This window comes from Mesorhizobium sp. M0910, from assembly GCF_040319465.1.
In the GTDB taxonomy this organism is placed as follows: domain Bacteria; phylum Pseudomonadota; class Alphaproteobacteria; order Rhizobiales; family Rhizobiaceae; genus Mesorhizobium.
Genome location: NZ_JAMYNZ010000003.1, coordinates 1 through 16,474, shown reverse-complemented (window position 1 = coordinate 16,474; position 16,474 = coordinate 1). Strand labels below are relative to the sequence as shown.

Below are 16,474 nucleotides of genomic sequence, written 5' to 3'. Positions count from 1 at the left end.
CGTCTAGAAGCTCGGCATTGCGGTCGGCACAAAATCGGCCGTGTCGGTCGATTCGTAGTTGAAGGTGACGTCCTTCCACGTCTCCAGGGCCGCCTTGAGCGGCGTGCACCATCTGGCCGCCTGTTCGAGGATCTTGGTCCCTTCGCGCAGATAGTCGCGGCCCTCGTTGCGGGCGAGGATCATCGCCTCCAGCGCGACGCGATTGGCCGTCGCCCCGGCCTGGATGCCGTCCGGATGGCCGATCGTGCCGCCGCCGAACTGCAGGATGACATCCTCGCCGAGATAATGGATCAACTGGTGCATCTGGCCGGCATGGATGCCGCCCGAGGCGACGGGCATCACCTTGTTGAGCGAGGCCCAGTCCTGATCGAAGAACAGCCCGGTTTCGAGGTTCTGCGGCGTGCGCTCCTCGCGCAGCGTGTCATAAAACCCCTTGATCATCAGCGGGTCGCCTTCCAGCTTGCCGACCACCGTGCCGGCATGGATGTGATCGACGCCGGCCATCCGCATCCATTTGCAGATGACGCGAAAATTCATGCCGTGATTCTTCTGGCGCGAATAGGTCGAGTTGCCGGCCCGGTGCAGGTGCAGGATCATGTCGTTACGGCGTGCCCACTTGGCCATCGACTGGATCGCCGTGTAACCAATGACGAGGTCGATCATGACGATGCAGGAGCCAAGCTGTTTTGCGAATTCGGCGCGCTCGTACATCTCCTCCATCGTGCCGGCGGTGACGTTGAGATAATGGCCCTTGACTTCGCCGGTGGCGGCTGACGCCTTGTTCACTGCCTCCATGCAGTAGAGGAAGCGGTCGCGCCAGTGCATGAAAGGCTGCGAGTTGATGTTCTCGTCGTCTTTGACGAAGTCAAGGCCACCCTTCAGCGCCTCGTAGACGACGCGGCCGTAGTTGCGGCCTGACAGGCCAAGCTTCGGCTTCGTCGTCGCGCCGAGCAACGGCCGGCCGAACTTGTCGAGCCGCTCGCGTTCCACCACGATGCCGGTCGCCGGGCCCTGGAAGGTTTTGAGGTAAGCCACCGGAATGCGCATGTCCTCGAGCCGCAAGGCCTTGACTGCCTTGAAGCCGAACACGTTGCCGATGATCGATGCAGTCAGGTTGGCGATTGAGCCTGGCTCGAACAGGTCGAGGTCGTAAGCGATATAGGCGAAGTACTGCTGCTCGATTCTGGTGCCTGGACCTGTGTTCGGCACCGGCTCGGATTTGAACGCCTTGGCGCGGTAGAGCTCGCAGGCGGTCAGCCTGTCGGTCCACACCACGGTCCATGTCGCGGTAGAGGATTCGCCGGCGACGGCGGCGGCCGCCTCCTCGTGGTCGACGCCGGGCTGCGGCGTGATCCGAAACATGGCGATCAGGTCGGTCTCCTTGGGTCGGTAGTCCGGCTCCCAATAGCCCATCTTCTTGTAGGGGATGACGCCCGACCTGTAGCGTTCGCTGCCTTCCTTGAGCGTGCCTGCTGACGGCATCTCGATCTTGTTCATGACAGGTCTCCTGTTTACCGCTCAGGCGGCTTTCGCGGTTGCGATATGCGGGTCGAGCTTTCCTGCGGCGTAACGTTTCGCCATCTCATCTATGGAGATTACCTTGATCTTCGACGCGTGGCCTGCGGTGCCGAAGCGTTCGAAGCGATCGCGGCAAAGGTCGCGCAGCGCGTCCATGGCGGGTTTCAGGAATTTACGCGGATCGAATTCGCGCGGGTCCTCGGTCGCGACGCGGCGGAACTGCCCGGCCATGGCCATTCGGCAATCGGTGTCGATGTTGACCTTGCGCACGCCGTAGCGGATGCCGCGCTCGATTTCCTCGACCGGGACCCCAAAGGTCTGGGGCATCTCGCCGCCATAGTTGTTGATGATGTCCTGCAGTTCCTGCGGCACGGAGGAAGACCCGTGCATGACCAGATGTGTGTTGGGCAGCTTTTCGTGGATCGCCTCGATCACCTGCATGGCCAGGATGCCGCCGTCAGGCTTGCGGCTGAATTTATAGGCACCGTGTGAGGTACCGCAGGCAATCGCCAGCGCGTCGACCCGGGTGGCGGTCACGAAGTCGACCGCCTGGTCGGGATCGGTCAAAAGCTGGTCATGGGAAAGCGCACCTTCGGCGCCGTGGCCGTCCTCGGCCTCGCCCTGGCCGGTTTCCAGCGAGCCGAGCACGCCGAGCTCGCCTTCGACTGAAGCGCCGACCCAATGCGCCATACGTGCGACACGTTCGGTGATGGCGACGTTGTAGTCGTAGCTCGCCGGCGTCTTGGCGTCCGCCATCAATGACCCGTCCATCATCACCGACGTGAAGCCGTGGCGGATCGCCGACAGGCAGGTGGCTTCGTTGTTGCCGTGATCCTGATGGATGCAGAGCGGAATGGCCGGATGGATTTCGGTCAAAGCCTCCATCATCTTGGCCAGCATGATGTCATTGGCATAAGAGCGGGCGCCGCGCGAGGCCTGGACGATGACCGGCGCGTCGCAGGCCCTGGCCGCCTCCATGATGGCGAGGCCCTGTTCCATGTTGTTGATGTTGAATGCCGGCACCCCGTAGCCATGCTCGGCGGCATGGTCGAGAAGCTGGCGAAGGGTGATGCGGGCCATGGTCGTCCTCCTAGATGATGAGCTTCAGCGCCGCTGCCGCGACGGCTTCGGGCGTGATGTCGAAATGCCGGTAGAGATCCGGGGCAGGGGCGCTGGCGCCGAAACCAGCCATGCCGACAAAAGCGCCGGTGTCGCCGATCCAGCGGTCCCAGCCGAGCCGTGCTGCGGCTTCGATGGCGATGCGCGGCGCCAGACCGAGGACGCCCTTGCGGTAGTCCGCATCCTGTTCCTCAAACAGCTCCCAGCACGGCATCGAGACGACCGCAGCGGCGACGCCGTGCTCGGTCTCCAGCCGTTCGGCGGCGGCAATAGCGATCTCGACCTCCGAGCCGGTGGCGATCAGCGTCACGGCGCGGTGCCGGGCTGGCTCGCGCAGGATGTAGGCGCCACGACTCGACCGGTTCTCGTCGCCGTGCCGTTGGCGCAGCATCGGCAGGTTCTGGCGCGAGAGCACCAGCACGCTTGGCCGGTCCTCGCTTCTCAGTGCCAGTTCCCAGCATTCCGCCGTTTCGATGATGTCGGCCGGACGGAAGACGTTGAGGTTTGGCGTCGCCCGCAGCATTGCCAGGTGCTCGATCGGCTGGTGGGTCGGGCCGTCCTCGCCGAGACCAATGGAATCATGCGTCATCACATAGATGACGCGCTGGCCCATCAGCGCCGAGAGCCGCATCGCGCCGCGCGCATAGTCGGCAAAGCACAGGAACGTGCCGCCATAAGGCACGAAGCCGCCATGCAGTGCGATGCCGTTCATGGCTGCGGCCATGCCGTGCTCGCGGATTCCATAGTGGATGTAACGGCCGGCGTAGTCGCCCGGCGCGATGCGACCCATGCCCTTGGTGATCGTCAGGTTCGAATGCGTCAGATCGGCAGAGCCGCCGACGGTCAGTTCCGTTCCGGAGTTGATTGCAGCGAGCGCCATTTCCGAGGCTTTTCGCGTCGCAACCTTGGTCGCCTTTTCGACATGCTCCTTGCGGAAAACACTGAGCGCTTCGAAGACCGCCTCGGGCAGGGCGCCAGCGACCGCGATCTCGAAGGCCCCACGCTGCGGCGAGGCGGCAAGCCGCTGCTCCCAGGCGCGCCGCACCGCTTGACCGCGGCTGGCGATCTCGCGCCAGGCGAAAAGGATTTCGTCCGGCACCTCGAACGGCGCGTAGGCCCAGCCGATGTTCTCGCGCGTCGCGGCGATCTCCGCAACGCCAAGCGGCGCGCCATGCGTCTTTTCCGAACCGCCCAGGTTGGGCGCCCCCTTGCCGATCACCGTGCGGCAGGCGATCAGAGACGGCTGGTCCGATTGCTGCGCCGCTTCGATTGCCGCCGCAACAGAGTCGGTGTCGTGGCCGTTCACCGACTGGACATGCCATCCAGCGGCTTTGAACCGTGCCGGCTGGTCCATCGATGTCGACAGCGAAGTCGGCCCGTCGATCGAGATCGCATTGTCGTCCCAGAAGACGATCAGCCGCGAGAGCTTCAGGTGACCGGCAAGATCGATCGCCTCGTGGCTGATGCCTTCCTGCAGGCAGCCGTCGCCGGCGATCACGTAGGTGAAATGGTCGACGAGATCGGCGCCGTGGCGGACAGCAAGCATGCGCTCCGCCAGCGCCATGCCGACCGCGGTCGAAATGCCTTGTCCAAGCGGACCGGTCGTCGTCTCGATGCCGAGCGCATGGCCATATTCCGGATGTCCGGCGGTGCGGCTGCCCAACTGGCGAAACCGCTGCAACTCCTCGATCGGCATGTCCTCGTAGCCGAGCAGGTAATGCAGCGCATATTGCAGCATCGAGCCATGCCCGGCCGAAAGCACGAAGCGGTCGCGATCGGGCCAGTTGGGGGCCGACGGATCGATGTTGATGAAGCGGCTGAACAGCACCGTCGCGACATCGGCCATGCCCATTGGCATGCCCGGATGACCGGAATTGGCCTTTTGGACGCTGTCCATCGCCAGTGCGCGAATGGCGTTGGCCATGTCCCGTTCCGAGACGGCGGCGACGGGCTTCAGTGCTGCTGCCTGGCTGTTCATGGCGTCCTCCTCACGACACACGGTTCTTGCGTTCGATCAATTGCAGGATGAGCGGCGTCAGGATCAGCTGCATGGCAAGGTCGAGCTTGTTGCCGGGCACCACTATGGAATTCGGCCGCGACATGAACGAGTCGTGGATCATCGAAAGCAGGTAGGGGAAATCGATGCCGCGGGGATTGGCGAAGCGGATGACCAGCATCGATTCGTCGGGTGTCGGAATCCAGCGCGCGATGAATGGATTGGACGTGTCGACGATCGGCACGCGCTGGAAGTTGATGGCGGTCTGCGAAAACTGCGGGACGATGTAGCGGACATAGTCCGGCATGCGCCGCAGAATCACGTCCATCACCGCCTCTGTGGAATAGCCGCGCGTTGCGCGGTCGCGGTGGATCTTCTGGATCCATTCCAGATTTATGACCGGCACCACGCCGATCCTAAGGTCAGCGTGTCTGGCCAGGTTGATCTTGTCGGTGACGACGCAGCCGTGCAGGCCCTCGTAGAAGAGCAGGTCGCTCGGAGGAAACTGGCGCCATTCGGTGAAATGTCCCGGCGGCGTGCCGTACTGCTTCTCCTCGTCCTCGTCATGAATGTAGGTGCGGGTCTTTCCGGTTCCCCGCCGGCCATATTCCTCGAATACCTCTTCGAGGATTGCCAATTCATTGGCCTCGGCATGGAAGTGGGTGAAGTTCGGATTGCCCACCTTTTCCTCCTCGGCCACCTTCGCCTTCATCGTGGCGCGGTCGTAGCGATGGAAAGCATCGCCTTCGATGAAGGCGGCCCCGATGTTCTCGCGCCGGAAGATCAGTTCGAAGATGCGCTTGACAGAGGTGGTGCCTGCGCCCGACGACCCGGTGATGGTAATGATGGGGTGCTTTGCCGACATGGTCTTCAGGCCCTGAAAAGGCCGCGGCGGCTGAACAGCGGCGCGCGTTCGCCGATGGCGCTCGGCTCGGTGTGGTAGCGGGTGATGCGCGCGACTTCGCGCGCGGATCCGAAAACCATGGGCACGCGCTGGTGAAGGTTCTCTGGTTCGATTTCGAGGATGCGGGTGATCGTATCGGTGGCGGCACCGCCCGCCTGTTCGACGAGATAGGCGATCGGGTTTGCCTCATAGACGAGGCGCAGTCGCCCCTGGCGGTAAGTCTTGCGCTTGTCGCCCGGATACAGGAATACGCCCCCGCGCATCAATATGCGGTAGCAGTCCGCGACCAGGGAGGCGATCCAGCGCATGTTGAAGTCCTTCTCGCGTGGGCCTTCGGTGCCTTCAAGGCAGTCGTCGATGTAGAGCCGCACCGCCTCGTCCCAATGCCGGTAGTTGGCGGCGTTGATGGCGAACTCCTGGGTTCGCTGCGGGATGATCCGGCTCTCGTAGGCCTGGACGAAGGTGCCGAGCCGGGTCGAGAGAAGGAAGACATGGGTGCCGCTGCCGAGCGACAGAACCAGCGCCAGCTGCGGGCCGTAGATGAAGAAACCGGCGCCCAGCTGGTTCACGCCTGCCTGCAAAAATGAGGCGGCCGGATTCCTATCCGGCTCACCAATTGCAGGGAGGAGCGAGAAGACCGTTCCGATCGACACGTTGGTGTCGATGTTGGATGAGCCGTCGAGCGGGTCGATGGCGATGGCAAGAGCCGCTTGCCTGTCTAGCAGCACCGGCTGCTCCAGTTCCTCGGAGGCGTAGAGCGCGACCGGAGCGTGGCGCATGGCGTCGAGGAAGATGTCATCGGCAAAGACATCGAGATCCTTCTGGATGTCGCCGTCAGCATTGGCGCCGCGGGTTCCGGCAAAGGCCGTGCCGAGCACCCCTTGATTGATGGTGTTGCGGATCGTGGTGGCCGCCTGCGTCAGCTGACGGATGGTCGCTACGACCGCGGAGCGCAGTTCGTCCGGCTCGCCAAGATAGGAGTTCAGAAAAGCGTCGAGCGTTGCCGCTGGCATCGTAACCTCCCGATCCAGCCGCCTCTCCTCGGGTCGGCCGGATTGGGAAAAGAGAACAAAGGACGCTGGATAAGTAAAATTCAATAACTTTACTAAGGCAATAAAAAAATTTTAGTATGCCATATGAGAAACCTCACGCTTAAGCAATTCAAGACCGTTCAGGCAATCATCAGCCACGGAAAAATCGTCAGCGCGGCCAAGGTCTTAGGCCTGTCTCCTCCAGCGGTGACGATCCAGTTGCGGCAGGTGGAGGAGGAGTTCCAACTGGCCTTGTTCGACCGGACATCGGACGGCATGCGTCCCACTGCCGCAGGTCTGGCCTTCGTGGAGACGGCACAGGCCATCGAGGAGCGGCTTCGTCTGCTCGAAGACAAGATGGATGCGATCAAGGGCGTGCGCGCCGGCAGCTTGCGGCTCGGGGTCGTTTCCACGGCCAAATATTTCGCGCCGCGGCTGATGGCCGCCTTCATGAAGGAACATCCCGATATCGACATGCGCCTTGCCATCGGCAACCGCGCCGAGACGATTGACAATCTGAAGAACCACGACATCGATATCGCGCTGATGGGACGCCCGGCCAAGGAAATCCCGGTGCGTGCTTCGGTCTTCGGCGATCACCCGCTGGTCATCATCGCACCGCCCGACCACCCGCTGGCGTCGGCACGCGACATTTCCAAGGAGCGGATCGCCGAGGAGCATTTCCTCATTCGCGAGCCCGGCTCCGGAACGCGCATCTCACTGGAAATATTCCTGAGCGACGTGCCCGGCCGCATCGACGATCTCGGCGTCGAGATGGACTCTAACGAGACCATCAAGCAGGCGGTGATGGCCGGGCTCGGCATCGCGTTCATCTCTGCCCACACCATCGCTGCCGAAACCGAAGCCGGCCGGCTGGTTATCCTCGACGTTGTCGGCATGCCGATCCGCCGGCAATGGTTTTCGGTGATGCGCAGCGATCACGCGATTTCGCCGGCGATGGCGACCTTCCACGATTTTCTGATGCGCAAGGGCGCGATGTACCTGCCCCTGTTCGGCAAGCTCTATCCGCACGAGGAACCGAACACTGGAGGTCGCGCGAGTTAGGGCGCGGGGTGCAGGCAAAACGCTTGCCCCCAAACTTATTCGATAGCGTGATCGAGGCACCGTGTGGCGAGCCGCGCGGACGCGAGAGCCAACGGCCAGTAGCACGCAGGTTGCGGCTACACGTCGGCTCAGCGCATTGTCGCGTCGGCTCGCAGACGCCTGTTCGTCTCGGTCGAGACCGTCACCTGCTCGCCGGACCTTGAGAACGCGTAGAGCGAGCCCTGGTGACCCGGCATGGAAAAGGCCACGGAGTCGTCGTCGGCGAGACCCATTACGACGCGCAGCGGATCGCCCCCGGTCTTCGGCGCGAAGGTGGCGGTGACCTCCAAGAGGTCGCCGTCGACCGGGACGTAGTAGACCACCATGTCAAGGTGACCCTCGTGCAGGCTGCCGCCCTCGATCGGGCGTCCGATGGTGGCCTCCTCGGCAAAAGCCGGGGTCGCAAGAAACAGCGCGGCCAGGAGCGATGCGCTCAGGTTTTTGCGGATCATCTCATATCTCCTTTTTTAGATTGCATTCGACCTCTATACGATTTATAGATTACGAATGCAATCCAAAAAGGAAGCTAACGATGCGCGTAAGTCGTACCCAGGCCGCGGAAAACCGCGAAACCGTTATCAATGTGGCAAGCCGCCTTTTTCGGGAGCGCGGTTTTGACGGCATTGGCCTTAAGGATCTGATGAAGGGTGCCGGGCTGACCCAAGGCGCTTTTTACAAGCAGTTCGCGTCAAAGGAGGACCTGGCGGCGCAGGCGTCCAAACGGGCGATGGAGAGCGCCACCCACCGATGGTCGGCCGCGATTACGGCAAAACCCGAGGATCCGCTTGGCGCGGTGATCGCGTTCTACCTCAGCATGGACCATCGCGAAGAAAGGATGGACGGCTGCCCGATCGTGGCGCTCGGTTCGGATGCCGCCAGACAGGGCGTGGACGTGAGAGCGTCGTTCGAAGCCGGGATCAGGGAATATCTTGAGATGTTTGGTAGTTGGGTTGGCGAGGCCGACGGCGAGCGGCCCGGCGACAAGGCCATGGCCATTCTCTCGACAATGGTCGGTGCGGTGCTCCTTTCGCGCGTCGTCAACGACCCCGACCTCGCGCAGGCATTTCTGGATGCGGCGACAGAACAGGTTCGCGAAGCAGCCGGTGCTTGAACGGCGTGCGCAGCGCTGGCGGCGCACCCAAATTGATAGGAAAATAGATGCGACGGATTGTTGTCACAGGCATGGGAGCGGTCACGCCCCTTGCTGCCGATGTCGAAGCGTCCTGGTCGCGCCTCCTGGCCGGTCGCTCGGGTATCCGCAGGCTTCCGGACGATGTGGTGGGAGACCTCCCGGCGAAGATCGGAGGGGTGGTTCCCTCCCTGGAAGAAGACCCCGAAGCCGGCTTTGATCCGAATACCGTCCTGGCTGCGAAGGACCAGCGCAAGGTAGACCGGTTCATCATCTTCGGGCTCGCGGCTGCCGAAGAGGCACTCGCCCAAGCAAGATGGACGCCCGTCTTGGAAGCGGATCGCTTGCGCACGGCCATTATCATCGCGTCCGGCATCGGCGGGTTCCCTGCCATAACCGAGGCGGTGCGCACGGTGGACCTGCGCGGCGTCCGCCGCCTCTCGCCGTTTACGGTGCCGTCCTTCCTGGTAAACCTCGCGGCGGGCCACATCTCGATCCGCCATGGCTTCAAAGGCCCGCTCGGTGCACCGGTGACGGCGTGCGCGGCCGGCATCCAGGCGATCGGCGATGCGGCTCGTCTCATCCGGGCAAACGAGGCCGATATCGCCGTGTGCGGTGGAACGGAAGCATGCATGAATATCGTCAGTCTCGGTGGGTTTGCTGCCGCACGCTCTCTTTCAACCGGCTTCAATTGGGCGCCGGCTCAAGCCTCCAGACCGTTCGACAAGTCGCGGGACGGCTTCGTCATGGGCGAAGGAGCCGGCATGCTGGTCATCGAGGAATTGAGCCACGCGCTGGCGCGCGGCGCAAGACCGCTGGCCGAGCTTGTCGGCTACGGCACGACGGCGGATGCTCATCACGTCACCTCCGGTCCCGAGGACGGCGACGGTGCGCGCCGGGCCATGGAGATCGCAATCGCCCAAGCAGGGATTTCGCCCCGCGAGGTTCGTCATCTCAATGCCCATGCGACCTCCACGCCGGTGGGCGACCTGGGTGAGATCGAAGCGATCAAGAGGGTGTTCGGGCGCGATTTCGCGATAGCTGTCAGTGCTACGAAATCGGCGACCGGACACCTGCTCGGAGCCGCTGGCGGGCTCGGAGCTATCTTCGCAATCCTGGCGCTCAGGGATCAGATGGCACCGCCGAGCCTCAATCTGAGCGCTCCCGATCCGGCCGGCGACGGGATCGACTTCGTCGCAAACCAGGCCCGGCCGATGGCGATGGACTACGCAATCTCCAATGGCTTCGGCTTCGGAGGCGTTAATGCCAGCGCGCTGTTCCGGCGCTGGACGGATGATCTGGCCGGCGCGAGCACCGGAGGCGCTCATGATTGACGCCTTTCGCTCCGACCTTTCGCGCTTCTCCCCCGCAATGCAAACACGAAGAGAGATGTGATCTTCATGAACAGGACCAATCTAGGCGTCGCCCTGGTGACCGGGACATCCAGCGGCATCGGGCACACAACGGCCAAAGCCCTGCAGAACGCGGGCTTTCGCGTGTTCGGAACCAGCCGTCGCGCGGTCGTCGACCGATCCGATGGCGTTACCATGCTGGCCTGTGACGTGACCGATGACACGTCCGTGGCGAAACTTGTCCAGGACGTGCTGGCCGAGACCGGGCGCATCGACCTGCTTGTCAATAATGCCGGTGTTGGCCTGCTTGGTGGCGCGGAGGAGTCCTCGGTGGCCCAAGCCAAGTCGCTGTTTGACGTGAACGTCTTTGGCGTTATGCGAGTAACCAAAGCGGTGTTGCCGACAATGCGCCGCCAAGGCAAGGGCAGAATCGTCAATTTGAGCTCGGTGCAGGGGTTCATTCCAGCTCCCTATTTCGCGCTTTATTCGTCGACCAAGCATGCCGTTGAGGGCTACTCCGAATCGCTCGACCACGAACTGCGTCCTTTCGGAATTCGCGTCGTGTTGGTGGAGCCCGCGTATACCCGCACCTCATTTGAAGAAAATCTCGCCAGGCCGGATCAGTTGCTCGATATCTACGACTCTGCGCGCGCCGGCATGAATGCAGCTGTGCGCAAAGCGATGGAAAAAGGCGATGCGCCGGAAGTGGTGGCCAGGACCGTTTTAGCGGCTGCGACCGATCCCGCTCCGAAGGGGCGCTATGCGGCTGGAAAAATGGCGCGCCAGGTCAGTTTCCTGCGCCGTTTCGTCCCCGCATCCGCATTCGACAAAAGCCTGCGAAAGCAACTCGGGCTCCCGGTTTGATGAAATCGACGAACAATCGGAATCATCGACGCTGGAAACATCGGCACCGCATTGGCGCGGCGCAACCTGACGCGATTGCTCTGGAGAACGCCCTGCGGTCGTTGGCGTTAGATTAGCGGTATGTTATGTTGCGGCGCGAAAGAGCGGGGGCCACCTCCCTTCACACCCGTAAGCGATCTGTATGTGCGACCCCTGCAGACTGGTGGGTAACACGGAAACCTCCCGGCATGGGTTCGGGATTCGATGGGGACAAGGGGCAATGCTTTACACGCTCGTTATGATGGTCTGCCTGACGGCTGTGCCGCAGACCTGTGAACAACGCGAACAGATGGTGGACGGCCTGGCGATGAATCCCGGGACCGCGTTCATGCAGGCGCAGCCGCTGGTCGCTCAGTGGATCGAGACGCATCCCGGTTATTTCGTGCAGCGCTGGCGCGTGCTACCCGGCCGGGGTTCGTGATATCCGCCGCGACGATCGAATGAGCTTCTATTTCTTCGCGCCGAGCGTTTCCGAGACGACCTTGGACAATTGATAAAGCCGCTGCTCGATTATCGTCGGCACTTCACAGACGTAAGTCAGTGATTGGACGCGTTCATTGAAAATTCGCGTTGCGAATTTCAGCTGTTCGGTTCGCCGATCGATCTCTTCGGGATCTGCATCCGGCTTTGCCCGCAACGCATCGACATCGGACCCTTCCTTGCGCAACGCGGCGGCCATTTCGAGCTGCTTGTGGGCGTAGCGGGAAATGCCCGAAATCACCTGCGAGCGCTCGGCGTCCAGGTGATCGAACATGCCTTGCACCAGCATCGCCATTTTGGGTGCAAGCTGTTCTGCCGGCAAGGAAGCCGCGAAATCCCTGATCTTCTTTTGAGCTTCCGCAATCGGCATCCGGCGAGCTGCCACTTCCTCGATCAGGGCGGAGATGGTGGGGTCCTTCGACCAGTCCTTCGCCGCTGAAGGAAGGTCCGGTCCGTTCCAGATCTGGCCGAGCGACAGTTGCGGCACCTTGCGCTGCATGCAGGGCCAGTCTGGATCGGGGTTGGCTGCCATGGCGTTGATGCCCGGCGCGAGCATGGCAACCAGAGCCAGGCCGCGAACAAGGCTCATTCGTGCCATCAGGTATTTCCTCCCGTGTCCTGTTTGCGGGTCATCAGGCCGCGCGAAGGGTCGTAGGCGATGATGGCGGCGGCAAGGAACAGCAGCGTGCAGCTGGCAACGACGGCTAGCGACAGCCACTCAACCTGGCCGTAGAAGGCGAAGCGGATCAGTTCGACGGCGTAAGTAAAAGGATTGGCGAGGCAGATCTTGTAGAGCAGGGGGCTAGCCTCCTGGATACGCCACAAGGGATAGAGTGCCGGAGAAGCGAAATAGCCGGGAAAGATGACGAAGTTCATGATGCCAGCGAAGTTTTCGAGCTGCTTGATCATCGAGGACAAAAGCATGCCGAGCGCGCACAGCATCATGCCTGACAGGAACAGCGCCGGCAGTACGGTGAGATAGCCAAGCGGCGGCGCCTTGACGCCCCAGAACCAGGCAACGATAAGGAACGCGTAAACCTGCGCGATCGACACGGCGACACCGGCGAGCATCTTCGAGATCAGTAAAAACCAACGCGGGAAGGGGCTGACCAGCAGGGTGCGCATGTTGCCCATTTCGCGGTCATAGACCATCGACAGCGAAGACTGCATGCCCGAAAACAGCAGAATCATGCCGCACAGGCCCGGCGTGATGTAGACCTCGTAGAGCACGTAGGTCTTGTAGGGCGGGATGATCGATACGCCGAGCACCTGCCGGAATCCGGCGGCAAAGATGAACAGCCAGACGAGCGGCCGAACCAGCGAGGATATGAAGCGCTCGCGCTGATGCAGGAAGCGCAGGCACTCCCGCACGACGATCCCTTTGAGGCAAATGAGGTAGTGACGGAGCCCAAATTGTTCGAAACTCACCGGCGTGAGGGTCGCGACTTTTGCGGGCATTGCGGGAGCGCTCACGGCGACATCTCCGCGATGCCGCTTGTTTCGATGCGGTTGAGCTTGGAAAAGGCGTCGCGGATCGAACTGGCACCGCTCGTCGCAACGACGTCGGCCACCTTACCCTTGGCCACCAGGTCGCCCTGCCGCAGCACGACGACATGGTCGCCGTCGTCGACCTCATCGATCAGATGCGTCGCCCACAGCACGCCGATGCCCTCGGTTTCGACGAGGTTGCGGATGGTGGCCAGAATGCCCGCACGCGACTGGATGTCGAGACCGACCGTCGCCTCGTCGAGCAGCAGCAGCGAAGGGCGGTGGAGCAGCGCCCGCGCGATCTCGATGCGCCGCATTTGGCCGCCGGAAAGACTGCGTGCCTTGTCATGCTGACGGCCCTGCATGTTGACTGTATCCAGCAGCGCGGCAATGCGCTGCCGGGCATGGTGTCCGCCGATGCCATGCAATGAGGCGTGGTAGGAGAGGTTCTGGTGGACGCTGAGGTCGAGGTCGAGCGTGCGTGCCTGGAACACGATGCCGACACGCTTGAGCGCTTCGCCCGAAGCGCGGCCGACGTCATGGCCGAAGATGCGGATCGATCCGCGGCGGGTGCCGTAAAGATGGCTGATCAGTGAAAACAAAGTTGTCTTGCCGGCGCCGTTGAGGCCGAGCAGAACGGTGAAAGTTCCCGGCGCGATCGAGAATGAGACATCGTTGAGCGCCCGCTTCGCACCATAGGAATGGCTGACGCCGGCAACATCGAGCGCCGCCACCTCGTCTCCAGCTCCGCTTGTCCTCACATGCTGCATGCCGCTGGCTCCTTGGGGGCGCGCTGGTTATCTCGTGCACTTGCAACATCCCCGCGGCAAAGATTTGTCATGTCGGCCTCCCTGATAATCCCTGCGGTCTAGTGGGGCGATATGGCCACGCCCCAAGGCTGCTGGCCCACCGTGACCGATTGAACCGGCTCGTCCGTCGCCGTGTCAATGAACGTGATGTCGTTGGAATTGCCGTTGGTGGTGATCAGCGTCTTCTGATCGGGGGTGAAGTCGAGATGCCAGACGCGTTGGCCGACCAGGATGTATTTTTCCACCTCGTAGGTTTCGGTATTGATGACGGCGACGTGGTTCGCCGGGCCGAGCGCGACATAGGCTTTCTTGCCGTCGGCGCTGATCGCGATGCCCACCGGCTGGATGGTTTCGGGCCGCAGTCCCGCAATCGCGAACTGGATCTTCTTCACCACCTCGCGCTTGAGACTATCGATGACGCTGACGGTGCCGCCGATTTCGGCGCTGACCCAGATCTGTGATCCGTCGGGCTTGAATTGCGCAAAGCGCGGACGCGTGTCGACCAGGACATTGTCGGTCACCTCATGGCTGTCGGTGTCGATAAAATGCGCCATGCTGGTGGTTTCGGAGGTGTTGACCATGGTTTTGCCATCGGGACTGATAGCCATGCCTTCAGGCTCCACCCCAACGGGAATCTCGGTCATGACCTGCTTGCTCTCGATGTTGATCGCGGTGACGAGATTGTCGTCCTCGTTGGCGACGTAGAGCGTGGTCCCGTCGGGCGAAAGCACGAACAGTTCGGGATCCGGGCCGGATGGCAGCGTGCCCACAATTTGCAGCGTCTCGCTATCGATGATTTCGATCGTATCGTCATCGCTGGCGCACAAATAGATGAACTTGCCGTCATGCGAGATGGTGATACCGCGCGGCCTCTGGCCGACTTCGACGGTCTTCACCACTTGCATCGTCGCCGTGTCGACGACCGTCATCGTATTGTCTTTCTCGTTGGAGACATAAACGGTGTAAGCCCACGCCGGATTGGCCATGACGCCGGTTGCGAGAATGGCGAGTGCGCAAGCTCGTCTCTGCACGAAGATTCCTCCCGATTGGTTCTACTTAAGTACGCATTTCGTTTCCGGCTGATCGATACCGAGCGTATCGAGCTCGGAGATTTGGTGGAGATAACCCTCCTGTGGCGATGTCGAGATGACGGATTTGGTGTCGCCGAGCAGGATTGGCTGGCGAAGCTGATGGTTCCACTTGCGGAAGGTCAGCTTCTGTCCCTTGAAGGCGGCGACCGAGAAATCGTCCGAGCGGATGTAGTCGCCGATCTTCTTCGGATCGTCGCCATTGGTCCGCGTGCTGGCTTCGCCCACCACCCGCACCGCCGTCCAGGCCGACATGTCCTTGGACAGCATTCGCCGACCGGTCGTCCTCAGGAAACGGCTCTGCATCTGGATGCCGCCCCATTGCTCGCTCGCGGGATGCCAGGACGACGCGACAAGGCCCGCCGTGCCGGCGACCAGCCGCGGTGTCCAGGTGCGGTAGGGCACATAAGTTCCGAACACCTCGCTCTCATCGGCGACAAGCACCACGTCATGCTCCGGCAGATCCTGCGTGAACACGGAAATCTGCTGCTGTATCTGCGTGGCGCCGGTGTCGGTGCGGCGCGCCGTGCCGGTGTCTTTGAACTCCTTCTCGGCGACGATCTGACCGCCGAAGCGGGCCGCCGCGCGGCGCAACGCGTCCGCGTAGAGATGATCCTGCTCATGCGAACCGTAGAGCAGCACCCAATTCGGCCATTTCTTTACCACGAGATACTGGGCCAGCGCGTCAGCCAGCATGCTTCGCGTCGGCGCGATATGGAAAATATTTATGCGGCAGTCTTCCTCGCGCAGGCTGTCGTCGGTGGCACCGACATTGAAGACCAGAACGCCCTTGTCGCGGGCGATGTCTGCGATCGACAGCAATTGCCTAGCCGAGAGGTCCGCGACAACATAGCGGTCACCTTTGGCAATCAGATCGTTGAAGGCTTGTACCGCGTCGGCGTCCGGCTTGATCTCGGTTATGTCGAGGCTGAATTTCTGGCTGAGGAACTTTCCTGTCGTATTGTTGTCGCCGATCGCCACATTGGCGCCGGCAACACCTTGGTCGCGTGGCGGCAGGTCCAGCAGGGAAAGCGCCAGTTGCGGCGCGTAGGCCCGCAAATAACCTATTCTGATTTCGGTTATCTTTCTTTCCGGCCTGTCGGTTGCGACCGGTTGCTTGCCCATCACTTCCTGGGCCATCACGTCCGCAATGTCGGCGGTCTGGAAAAATAGGTACAAAAAGGCCGCGAGTGTGCCTGGCACCGCGCTCGTCATCGATAAAACTGCCTGTTCTTGCACTAAAGTCCGATTGTTCCCGGACCAGCGCGAATTCAAGGTGCCCGCAATGAGCTTAGCGGACCCCACAAGATTTATCAAAGCCCTGCAAGTGGACTTGCGTGTCTGCTTTAGTCCTATGCCTTTTCGTGGGAATACGGCGGTGAATGAGCGTGTTGCGGTCTTCGACTCCGAGATGATCCGCAGCAATGCCGGAATGTGAAACTCTATGGGTTGTCTTGGGAGGATTGCCTGATGAAAACGCGCGCCGCTGTTGCCGTCGCCGCCGGAAAGCCGCTGGAGATCATGGAGGTCGACCTCGAGGGTCCTCGCGATGG

At 61.9% G+C, this 16,474-nt stretch carries 16 protein-coding genes; 5 read left to right on the top strand and 11 right to left on the bottom strand.

Features of this window, described 5'->3' with window-relative positions; all coding sequences use genetic code 11:
* Positions 1-3 precede the first annotated feature (3 nt).
* Genes NKH78_RS07735 through NKH78_RS07715 form a run of 5 tightly spaced genes read right to left on the bottom strand, consistent with a single transcriptional unit; the run spans position 4 to position 6,550 of the window.
* On the bottom strand, positions 4-1,497 hold the full coding sequence (locus NKH78_RS07735; protein WP_502899784.1) for a ribulose-bisphosphate carboxylase large subunit: 1,494 nt from the start codon (positions 1,495-1,497) through the stop codon (positions 4-6).
* 21 nt (positions 1,498-1,518) lie between these two features.
* Complete coding sequence (gene fba, locus NKH78_RS07730) at positions 1,519-2,598, bottom strand: class II fructose-bisphosphate aldolase (protein WP_352739126.1); 1,080 nt, start codon at positions 2,596-2,598, stop codon at positions 1,519-1,521.
* Between the two features lie 10 nt (positions 2,599-2,608).
* Complete coding sequence (gene tkt, locus NKH78_RS07725) at positions 2,609-4,615, bottom strand: transketolase (protein WP_352882588.1); 2,007 nt, start codon at positions 4,613-4,615, stop codon at positions 2,609-2,611.
* Positions 4,616-4,625: 10 nt separating this feature from the next.
* Positions 4,626-5,498 carry a phosphoribulokinase gene (locus NKH78_RS07720; protein ID WP_352739130.1) on the bottom strand — a complete coding sequence of 291 codons (873 nt, stop codon included), beginning with the start codon at positions 5,496-5,498 and terminating at the stop codon, positions 4,626-4,628.
* Between the two features lie 5 nt (positions 5,499-5,503).
* The gene (locus tag NKH78_RS07715) at positions 5,504-6,550 is read right to left on the bottom strand and encodes a class 1 fructose-bisphosphatase (protein ID WP_352507753.1); all 1,047 of its coding nucleotides are present in this window, start codon (positions 6,548-6,550) and stop codon (positions 5,504-5,506) included.
* A gap of 123 nt (positions 6,551-6,673) precedes the next feature.
* On the opposite strand from NKH78_RS07715, the gene NKH78_RS07710 reads away from it, so the two are divergent.
* Complete coding sequence (locus NKH78_RS07710) at positions 6,674-7,633, top strand: LysR family transcriptional regulator (protein WP_352507755.1); 960 nt, start codon at positions 6,674-6,676, stop codon at positions 7,631-7,633.
* A 128-nt stretch (positions 7,634-7,761) separates the two neighbouring features.
* Here NKH78_RS07710 and NKH78_RS07705 read toward each other — a convergent pair whose 3' ends face one another.
* Positions 7,762-8,124 (bottom strand): hypothetical protein, encoded by a 363-nt coding sequence (locus tag NKH78_RS07705; RefSeq protein ID WP_352507756.1) that lies wholly within the window; start codon positions 8,122-8,124, stop codon positions 7,762-7,764.
* A gap of 80 nt (positions 8,125-8,204) precedes the next feature.
* Between NKH78_RS07705 and NKH78_RS07700 the strand changes: the two genes are divergently transcribed.
* From NKH78_RS07700 to NKH78_RS07685, 4 genes are all read left to right on the top strand, one after another.
* A complete protein-coding gene (locus NKH78_RS07700; protein WP_352507770.1) occupies positions 8,205-8,783 on the top strand; it encodes a TetR/AcrR family transcriptional regulator in 579 nt (192 codons plus the stop codon).
* Between the two features lie 47 nt (positions 8,784-8,830).
* Positions 8,831-10,135 (top strand): beta-ketoacyl-ACP synthase II, encoded by a 1,305-nt coding sequence (gene fabF, locus NKH78_RS07695; protein ID WP_352507757.1) that lies wholly within the window; start codon positions 8,831-8,833, stop codon positions 10,133-10,135.
* Between the two features lie 66 nt (positions 10,136-10,201).
* Positions 10,202-11,017 (top strand): oxidoreductase, encoded by an 816-nt coding sequence (locus tag NKH78_RS07690; RefSeq protein ID WP_352507758.1) that lies wholly within the window; start codon positions 10,202-10,204, stop codon positions 11,015-11,017.
* A gap of 259 nt (positions 11,018-11,276) precedes the next feature.
* Complete coding sequence (locus tag NKH78_RS07685; RefSeq protein ID WP_352507759.1) at positions 11,277-11,477, top strand: hypothetical protein; 201 nt, start codon at positions 11,277-11,279, stop codon at positions 11,475-11,477.
* A 27-nt stretch (positions 11,478-11,504) separates the two neighbouring features.
* Here the strand turns inward: NKH78_RS07685 and NKH78_RS07680 are convergent, their stop codons facing one another.
* From NKH78_RS07680 to NKH78_RS07660, 5 genes are all read right to left on the bottom strand, one after another.
* Positions 11,505-12,134 carry a hypothetical protein gene (locus NKH78_RS07680; RefSeq protein WP_352507760.1) on the bottom strand — a complete coding sequence of 210 codons (630 nt, stop codon included), beginning with the start codon at positions 12,132-12,134 and terminating at the stop codon, positions 11,505-11,507.
* The gene (locus tag NKH78_RS07675; protein WP_352690156.1) at positions 12,134-12,994 is read right to left on the bottom strand and encodes a lanthanide ABC transporter permease protein PedC; all 861 of its coding nucleotides are present in this window, start codon (positions 12,992-12,994) and stop codon (positions 12,134-12,136) included. Before NKH78_RS07675 ends, NKH78_RS07680 begins: the two co-directional genes overlap by 1 nt.
* A gap of 11 nt (positions 12,995-13,005) precedes the next feature.
* Positions 13,006-13,794 (bottom strand): lanthanide ABC transporter ATP-binding protein PedB/LutE, encoded by a 789-nt coding sequence (locus tag NKH78_RS07670; protein ID WP_352507761.1) that lies wholly within the window; start codon positions 13,792-13,794, stop codon positions 13,006-13,008.
* A gap of 98 nt (positions 13,795-13,892) precedes the next feature.
* Positions 13,893-14,864 (bottom strand): YVTN family beta-propeller repeat protein, encoded by a 972-nt coding sequence (locus NKH78_RS07665; protein ID WP_352882585.1) that lies wholly within the window; start codon positions 14,862-14,864, stop codon positions 13,893-13,895.
* A gap of 21 nt (positions 14,865-14,885) precedes the next feature.
* Complete coding sequence (locus NKH78_RS07660; RefSeq protein WP_502899791.1) at positions 14,886-16,046, bottom strand: ABC transporter substrate-binding protein; 1,161 nt, start codon at positions 16,044-16,046, stop codon at positions 14,886-14,888.
* Positions 16,047-16,474: the final 428 nt, after the last annotated feature.

What these genes read in the sequence shown, in the direction of transcription:
- NKH78_RS07735 (WP_502899784.1), bottom strand. Translation starts at nt 1,497, where the DNA reads ATGAACAAGATCGAGATGCCGTCAGCAGGCACGCTCAAGGAAGGCAGC.
- fba (WP_352739126.1), bottom strand. Translation starts at nt 2,598, where the DNA reads ATGGCCCGCATCACCCTTCGCCAGCTTCTCGACCATGCCGCCGAGCAT.
- tkt (WP_352882588.1), bottom strand. Translation starts at nt 4,615, where the DNA reads ATGAACAGCCAGGCAGCAGCACTGAAGCCCGTCGCCGCCGTCTCGGAA.
- NKH78_RS07720 (WP_352739130.1), bottom strand. Translation starts at nt 5,498, where the DNA reads ATGTCGGCAAAGCACCCCATCATTACCATCACCGGGTCGTCGGGCGCA.
- NKH78_RS07715 (WP_352507753.1), bottom strand. Translation starts at nt 6,550, where the DNA reads ATGCCAGCGGCAACGCTCGACGCTTTTCTGAACTCCTATCTTGGCGAG.
- NKH78_RS07710 (WP_352507755.1), top strand. Translation starts at nt 6,674, where the DNA reads ATGAGAAACCTCACGCTTAAGCAATTCAAGACCGTTCAGGCAATCATC.
- NKH78_RS07705 (WP_352507756.1), bottom strand. Translation starts at nt 8,124, where the DNA reads ATGATCCGCAAAAACCTGAGCGCATCGCTCCTGGCCGCGCTGTTTCTT.
- NKH78_RS07700 (WP_352507770.1), top strand. Translation starts at nt 8,205, where the DNA reads ATGCGCGTAAGTCGTACCCAGGCCGCGGAAAACCGCGAAACCGTTATC.
- fabF (WP_352507757.1), top strand. Translation starts at nt 8,831, where the DNA reads ATGCGACGGATTGTTGTCACAGGCATGGGAGCGGTCACGCCCCTTGCT.
- NKH78_RS07690 (WP_352507758.1), top strand. Translation starts at nt 10,202, where the DNA reads ATGAACAGGACCAATCTAGGCGTCGCCCTGGTGACCGGGACATCCAGC.
- NKH78_RS07685 (WP_352507759.1), top strand. Translation starts at nt 11,277, where the DNA reads ATGCTTTACACGCTCGTTATGATGGTCTGCCTGACGGCTGTGCCGCAG.
- NKH78_RS07680 (WP_352507760.1), bottom strand. Translation starts at nt 12,134, where the DNA reads ATGGCACGAATGAGCCTTGTTCGCGGCCTGGCTCTGGTTGCCATGCTC.
- NKH78_RS07675 (WP_352690156.1), bottom strand. Translation starts at nt 12,994, where the DNA reads ATGCCCGCAAAAGTCGCGACCCTCACGCCGGTGAGTTTCGAACAATTT.
- NKH78_RS07670 (WP_352507761.1), bottom strand. Translation starts at nt 13,794, where the DNA reads ATGCAGCATGTGAGGACAAGCGGAGCTGGAGACGAGGTGGCGGCGCTC.
- NKH78_RS07660 (WP_502899791.1), bottom strand. Translation starts at nt 16,046, where the DNA reads ATGGGCAAGCAACCGGTCGCAACCGACAGGCCGGAAAGAAAGATAACC.